Origin of the sequence: Streptomyces sp. ActVer, from assembly GCF_027270795.1 — a bacterium.
Lineage (GTDB): Bacteria > Actinomycetota > Actinomycetes > Streptomycetales > Streptomycetaceae > Streptomyces > Streptomyces umbrinus_A.
In genome coordinates this window covers 1-5,225 of the sequence record NZ_JAPWHT010000599.1, presented here as the reverse complement: position 1 = coordinate 5,225, position 5,225 = coordinate 1, and the positions used below count along the sequence as shown (strand labels likewise).

Below are 5,225 nucleotides of genomic sequence, written 5' to 3'. Positions count from 1 at the left end.
CCAGCTCCATCGCCTCCGGGTCTCCCCCGGCGGGGGGCCGCGGCTGCGGGACGACGTCCACGCGCGCGTGGGGGGGCATCGGCGTCCCCAGGGGAAGCACCATTCCGTCCGTGAGGGGCGGCGGGCCCAGGCCCGACAGCAGGTCCGTCGACCGGCTGCCGAGCACCGGTTCGACGGCCACTCCGCCGGACACGCCCACATAACTGCGTACTCCGGAGACCGCCGTTCCCACGGACAGCAGTGCGCCGGCGGGCACGCGCACCGGGGCTCCCCAGGCGGCCGGGCGTCCGTCCACGGTGACCGGGCACGGGGCGCCTCCCACGGCGACGGTGACGGTCGAACGCGGCCGTACGTCGCAGCCGTTGAGCGTCGTCTCCAGGAGGGCCGCCTCGGGCGGATTGCCGACGAGTCGGTTGACCAGGGCGGCGGCGGGGGCGTCGAGCGCACCGGAGCGCGGCACGCCCAGGTGCGCGTGGCCCGGGCGCCCCCGGTCCTGCACGGTCGTCAGCGCCCCGGCCCGTACGACGGCGAGTGCGCGGTCCGTCATCAGGACTCCACCGGGACGAAGCGGACCGGCGTGCCGGGCGACAACAGGGCGGCGGGCACGCGCGCGTGGTCCCACAGGACCGCGTCCGTCGTCCCGATCAGCTGCCAGCCGCCCGGCGACGAGCGCGGGTACACGCCCGTGTACGGGCCCGCGAGGCCCACGGAACCCGCCGGGACGGTCGTACGGGGTGTCGCGTGCCGGGGCACGCCGTAGCGGGCCGGGAGCCCGGTCAGATAGCCGAAGCCCGGGGCGAACCCGCAGAAGGCGACCCGGAATTCGGCCGCCGCGTGGATCCGCGCGACCTCCTGCGGGGACACGTCCCAGTGGCCGGCGACGGCCGCGAGATCCGGGCCGTCGTAGCGGACGGATATCTCGACCACCTCCTGCGCGCGCGGAGGAGCGGGCGGCAGCGTCGACGTGGTCAACCGCGCGGCCAGTCGGGCCGGATCGTCGAGGCCGTCCAGGAGGACCGTACGGGCCGCGGGGACGATCTCGCGCACGGAGAGGGAGCCCTCCGCGCGGCGGCGGAGCAGATCGGCGTGCAGGGCCTGTGCCTCCTCGTCCGTGGACACCTCGACGAGCAGCGCACGGTCGCCGACCGGCAGTGCCCTCATACGAACGCCTCCACGCGGATGCCCGACTCCTCCAGCCGTGCACGGACCAGGCGGGCCAGGTCCACCGCGCCGGGTGTGTCGCCGTGCAGGCACAAGGAGCGGGCCCGGACCGGGATGTCACGCCCGGAGTGGGACGTCACGACACCAGAACGGGCGAGGGCCACCGAGCGTTCCACGACGGCGGCCGGATCGGTGATCACCGCACCCTCCCGGCCGCGCGGCACGAGTGTGCCCTCGTCGGTGTAGGCGCGGTCCGTGAACGCCTCGGTGACGACCGGGAGTCCGGCCTTCCCGGCCACGTCGAGGAGACGCGAGCCGGGCAGGCCGAGCACCGGGAGCGCGGCGTCCGCGAGCATCACGCCCTCCACGACCGCTCCGGCCTGCTCTTCGTCGTGCACGACGCGGTTGTAGAGAGCGCCGTGCGGTTTGACGTACGCCACGCGCGCGCCCGCCGCGCGCGTGAAGACCTCCAGGGCACCTATCTGGTAGGCCACTTCGGCCGCCAGTTCGTAGGGCGGCACGTCCATCGCGCGCCGCCCGAAGCCCGCCAGGTCCCGGTAGGAGACCTGGGCGCCGATCCGTACACCGCGTTCGGCCGCCAGGTCGCACACCCGGCGCATGGTGGCCGCGTCCCCGGCGTGGAAGCCGCAGGCCACGTTGGCGCTGGTGACGACGGACAGCAGTTGTTCGTCGTCGGTCAGGCGCCAGCGGCCGAAGCCCTCGCCGAGGTCGGCGTTCAGATCGATGGTGCTCATGGAGTGCTGTTCCTCCCGGTCAGGCGACGCGGTATTGCTCGTCGCGGGCGTCGGTGATGAACATCTGGCCCGGCGCGTGAGTGATCGCGAACGGCGGCCGTGAGGCCATCACCGCGGCCTGCGGTGTCACACCGCAGGCCCAGAACACCGGGATGTCGTCCGGCTCGGCGTCCACCGGATCACCGAAGTCGGGGCGGGCGAGGTCCTCGATGCCGAGGCCGCCCGGATCGCCGCAGTACACCGGGCTGCCGTGCACCGCGGGCAGCAGGCTGGTCTCCCGGATCGCCGCGGGCAGGTGCTCGGGCGGCACGGGACGCATCGACACCACCATGGGGCCGTGCAGCCGCCCCGCGGGACGGCACTGGCGGCTGGTCACGTACATGGAGACGTTGCGCCCCTGCTCGATGTGGCGCATCGGCACCCCCGCGTCGGACAGCGCCGACTCGAAGGTGAAGCTGCACCCGATGAGGAACGACACGAGGTCGTCGCGCCAGTGGGCCAGCACGTCCGTCGGCTCCTCGGCCAACTCGCCGTGCTCCCACACCCGGTAGCCCGGCAGATCGGTCCGCAGATCGGCATCGCCGGCCAGAACGGTCGTCCAGGAACCGGCGTCGGTGACGTCGAGCACCGGGCAGGGCTTCGGGTTGCGCTGGCAGAACAGCAGCATGTCGTAGGCCCAGTCGGCCGGCACCGAGATCAGGTTCGCCTGGGTGTGGCCCGCCGAGCAGCCCGCGGTGGAACCGGACACTCCCGAACGGAACCGGGAGCGTGCCTCCGCCGGGCTCCACGCGTGCGCGTGGTCTTCGAGAAGGTTCAGGGGGCGGTGCTGCGTACGGTTCACAGGAGCTCCTTCCCACGGGTCTCGGGCAGACCGATCAGGGCCAGCGCCGCGAGACCGTATCCGATCGCGCCGAAGACCAGCGCGCCCCCGACACCCCAGCTGTCGGCCAGGAAGCCGACGACCGTCGGGAAGACCGCGCCCACGGCACGGCCGGTGTTGTACGTGAAGCCCTGTCCCGTGCCGCGCACCGCGGTCGGGTACAGCTCGCTGAGGAACGAGCCGAAGCCGCTGAAGATCGCCGACATACAGAAGCCGAGCGGGAAACCGAGCACCAGGACAAGGGTGTTGGCGCCGCTCGGGATGTTCGCGTAGGCCAGGATGCAGACCGCCGAGAGGATCGCGAAGAGCAGGATGTTGCGCTTGCGGCCCAGCTTGTCGGTGAGATAGCCGCCGGTCAGATAGCCGATGAAGGCCCCGGAGATCAGGAACGTGAGATAGCCGCCGGTGCCGACGACGGACAGCCCGCGGTCCGTCTTCAGGTAGGTCGGGACCCAGGTGGCCAGCGTGTAGTAGCCGCCCTGGACGCCCGTGGAGAGCAGGACCGCGAAGATCGTCGTCTTCAGCAGTCCGGGCGCGGCGGCCGTGCCCGGCTTGAAGATCGTGGCGAACGAACCCTTCTCGGGGCTCTCCTTGCGGCGCTCGGCCGCCTCCGGGGCGTCCTTCACATTGCGACGTACCCAGATGACGAGGAGGGCCGGCAGCGCCCCGGTCCAGAACATCACGCGCCAGGCGAGATCGTCGTCCAGGTACTGGAAGACCAGCGTGTAGACCAGCACGGCGAGTCCCCAGCCCACGGCCCAGGAACTCTGGATCGCGCCGAGCGTGCGCCCCCGGTGCTTGGGGCTCGCGTACTCGGCGACCAGGATGGCGCCGACCGCCCACTCACCGCCGAAACCGAGCCCCTGGAGAGCGCGGAAGACCAGCAGGGTCTCGTAGTTGGGCGCGAAGCCGCAGGCCACGGTGAAGACCGCGTATGTGATGACGGTGATCATCAGCGCCTTGACGCGCCCGATCCGGTCCGCGATCACACCCGCGGCCGCGCCGCCGATCGCGGACACGACCAGCGTGACGGTCGTGAACAGTCCGGTCTGGCCGCTGTTGAGGCCGAAGTACGCGGACAGGGCGACCATGCTCAGCGGCAGCGTGAAGTAGTCGTACGAGTCCAGCGCATAGCCGCCGAAAGCGCCGCCGAAGGCGCGGCGGCCGCGCGGACCCAGGGCCCGCAGCCAGGCGAACGCGCCCTCGTCGGCGGTGGGTTCACCCGCTCCGGGGCGCGTCTCGGTGTTCAGGGCCTGCGGTGGAGGGGTCGTGCTCATGGGCACCTCGCAGATGAGGGACGGGAGGGTGCTTGAGGACTGAGTCGTACGGGAGCAGTGGCGGTGCGAGTTGTGGCGTGCTGAAGCAGTTGCGGTACCGAACTGTGGCGTGCGGAAGCCGTCGGCTCCGGGACGAGCGGCCGGTGCCTGACTAGCAAGGTAGAGGATCGTTGAACGATCCCTCAATACCCATGTTGTTTCGTTCTTGTATCTGCGATTGAATTCGGGCGTGGCCGAACTGAACGGACTGGCGGACGACCGCGCGCTGCTGGGTCGCACCAGCACTGCCGAGCGGGTCTCGGACATCCTCAGAAGCCGGATCGCCGAAGGGTTCTTCCCGCCCGGCACACGGCTGTCGGAGGACAGCATCGGCAACGCGCTCGGCGTCTCGCGCAACACGCTGCGCGAGGCGTTCCGGCTGCTCACGCACGAACGGCTGCTGGTCCACCAGCTCAACCGGGGTGTCTTCGTGCGGGTCCTGACCGTCGAGGACGTCGAGGACATCTACCGCACCCGCAGCCTCGTCGAATGCGCCGTCGTACGCGGACTCGGTGAACCGCCCTACGCGGTGGACGGCCTCGCCACGGCAGTCGCGGACGGGCGACGGGCGTCCCGCGAAGGTGACTGGAAAGGCCTGGGTACGGCCAACATCCACTTCCACCGCGAGCTGGTGGCGCTCGCCGGCAGTGCCCGCACCGACGAGCTGATGCGCAGCGTCTTCGCCGAACTGCGCCTCGCCTTCCACCTGGTGGACGACCCCCGTCGGCTGCACGAGCCGTACCTCGCCCGCAACGGCCAGATACTGCAGGCCCTCCAGGGCGGCGACCGCGGGGAGGCCGAGAGCCTGCTCGGCGTATACCTGGATGATTCGCGTAAAAGGGTCGTTGAGGTCTACGGTCGCCGGGTGGCGGAGGACGGCTAGGCAGCGCCCCCGAAGGGGCGCAGGGCTGTGCCGAATGCGGCTCCGCGGCTGGGCGCGCCCAGCCGCGGTCAACCCGCGGACAACAAACCACCCGCAGTGGTCCGGCGATCCCAGCGGAGCGTTTCGGTTGTTGTCAGACCGAGGACCTAGTCTGTGCACCGTGACTTCGCCTGCATCGACGGACAGTGTTCCGCCCCAGCTCAGCGCGGGGCCGCGCCCCGCACCGGGCC

6 protein-coding genes are annotated in these 5,225 nt (G+C 71.4%); 1 reads left to right on the top strand and 5 read right to left on the bottom strand.

The window, feature by feature from the left end; all coding sequences use genetic code 11:
• The 5 genes from O3Q52_RS48550 to O3Q52_RS48530 all read right to left on the bottom strand — a co-directional run.
• Positions 1 to 547 (bottom strand): biotin-dependent carboxyltransferase family protein (locus tag O3Q52_RS48550; protein WP_269654842.1); only part of this gene is annotated, 547 nt, incomplete at its 3' end.
• The gene (locus O3Q52_RS48545) at positions 547 to 1,161 is read right to left on the bottom strand and encodes an allophanate hydrolase subunit 1 (protein WP_269654841.1); all 615 of its coding nucleotides are present in this window, start codon (positions 1,159 to 1,161) and stop codon (positions 547 to 549) included. The genes O3Q52_RS48545 and O3Q52_RS48550, both read right to left, overlap by 1 nt.
• The gene (locus O3Q52_RS48540; RefSeq protein ID WP_269654840.1) at positions 1,158 to 1,916 is read right to left on the bottom strand and encodes a LamB/YcsF family protein; all 759 of its coding nucleotides are present in this window, start codon (positions 1,914 to 1,916) and stop codon (positions 1,158 to 1,160) included. The genes O3Q52_RS48545 and O3Q52_RS48540 overlap by 4 nt, the downstream gene beginning before the upstream one ends.
• Positions 1,917 to 1,935: 19 nt before the next feature.
• A complete protein-coding gene (locus O3Q52_RS48535; RefSeq protein ID WP_269654839.1) occupies positions 1,936 to 2,757 on the bottom strand; it encodes a putative hydro-lyase in 822 nt (273 codons plus the stop codon).
• Positions 2,754 to 4,073 carry an MFS transporter gene (locus tag O3Q52_RS48530; RefSeq protein WP_269654838.1) on the bottom strand — a complete coding sequence of 440 codons (1,320 nt, stop codon included), beginning with the start codon at positions 4,071 to 4,073 and terminating at the stop codon, positions 2,754 to 2,756. Before O3Q52_RS48530 ends, O3Q52_RS48535 begins: the two co-directional genes overlap by 4 nt.
• 229 nt (positions 4,074 to 4,302) lie before the next feature.
• Between O3Q52_RS48530 and O3Q52_RS48525 the strand changes: the two genes are divergently transcribed.
• A complete protein-coding gene (locus O3Q52_RS48525) occupies positions 4,303 to 4,995 on the top strand; it encodes a GntR family transcriptional regulator (RefSeq protein ID WP_269654837.1) in 693 nt (230 codons plus the stop codon).
• The last annotated feature ends 230 nt before the right edge of the window (positions 4,996 to 5,225 follow it).

Excerpts from the sequence above, each read along its gene's own strand:
- O3Q52_RS48545 (WP_269654841.1), bottom strand. The coding sequence starts at position 1,161 with ATGAGGGCACTGCCGGTCGGCGACCGTGCGCTGCTCGTCGAGGTGTCC.
- O3Q52_RS48530 (WP_269654838.1), bottom strand. The coding sequence starts at position 4,073 with ATGAGCACGACCCCTCCACCGCAGGCCCTGAACACCGAGACGCGCCCC.
- O3Q52_RS48540 (WP_269654840.1), bottom strand. The coding sequence starts at position 1,916 with ATGAGCACCATCGATCTGAACGCCGACCTCGGCGAGGGCTTCGGCCGC.